We start from the raw sequence: 1,297 nt of genomic DNA on the forward strand, positions 1-1,297 counted from the left end.
TGATCTTGCCCCCGAAGAGTGGAGTTCTTAGCCTATGTTCAAATACGAGCAAGGAGCTAAGACATGTCAGGCAAGCAAACGCGAGCGAAATACACGCAGGAATACAAATTGGAGGCGGTTCGCCAGGTGAAGGCCGGCCAATCGATAGCGGTCACGGCCAAGGTTCTCGGCATTCCCAAGGGTAGCCTTGGGGCCTGGATGCGTCAGAGTGAAAAGGGAGAACTGGCGGCGGGGACGACCGGCAAGCCGGTGGCCGTCACGCCTGAGCAGATGGAGTTGGCTCGGCTGCGGGCCGAGAATGCGCGCCTGAGAATGGAGCGCGATATCGCAAAAAAAGCCGCGGCATACTTTGCGCAGGACGTGTTGCAAGGTATGCCTGGATTTACCAAGTGAGAAAGCACTGGCCAGTGAGTATCTCGTGCGAGGTGCTGGGCGTGAGCGCCAGCGGGTATTTCGCGTGGCGCCAACGGCAGTCAACTCGCCCAGGCTCCGGTGGCCGCCAGAGCGATGAGGCCGTGCTGGCCCATCTACGCGCCATCCATGCCGAGGTCAAGCAGGAATATGGTTGGCCCCGCATGCATAAGGAGCTGCTCGCGCGCGGCGTCAGGGTGGGCAAAGAGCGGGTGCGTCGCCTGATGCAGCGGCATGGCCTGCGCGCGCGCACCAAGCGTAAGTTTGTTGTCACCACTGACAGCAAACATAACTTGCCGGTGGCCGCCGACCTGGTGCAGCGCAGGTTCACCCCCGAGGCGCCGAATCATCTCTGGAGCGGAGACATCACCTATATCGCCACCGATGAGGGGTGGTTGTACCTGGCCGCGGTCATTGACTTGTTCAGCCGCCAGGTGGTGGGCTGGAGCATGGCGCCACACATGCAGACCAGCTTGGTCCAGGACGCCTTGCGGATGGCTTGGTTCCGGCGCCGCCCGGGTCAAGGCGTGATCTTCCATAGTGACCGGGGCAGCCAGTATTGCAGCCATGAGTTCCAGCGCACCATGCGCGACTGGGGCATGCGCTCGTCCATGAGCCGGAAGGGGAATTGCTGGGATAATGCGCCGACTGAAAGCTTCTGGGGACGGCTCAAGACCGCCAGTTTGCACGGAAGAAAGTTCGCCACCCGGCGGGAGGCCATGGACGCGGTGCTGGACTGGATAGCCTTTTATAATCACCGACGGCTGCATTCCACGCTGGGTTATCTCAGCCCCATGCAATACGAGCAACGCTGGCATGCGGCACAGCGTAAAAAGGCCGCATAACCCGAAAGCTAAGAGCTACACCAAACAGGGGCAACATCAGT

General features: G+C 60.8%; 1 protein-coding gene. It reads left to right on the forward strand.

What is annotated here, in order from left to right; all coding sequences use genetic code 11:
- Positions 1-63: 63 nt before the first annotated feature.
- A protein-coding gene (locus tag AC1DQ3_RS36445; RefSeq protein WP_477124941.1) for an IS3 family transposase occupies positions 64-1,256 on the forward strand; the annotation gives its coding sequence in 2 pieces (ribosomal slippage) (positions 64-328 and positions 328-1,256; 1,194 coding nt in all).
- The last annotated feature ends 41 nt before the right edge of the window (positions 1,257-1,297 follow it).

The sequence above is a fragment of the Cupriavidus sp. 01T418 genome (genome assembly GCF_056398885.1).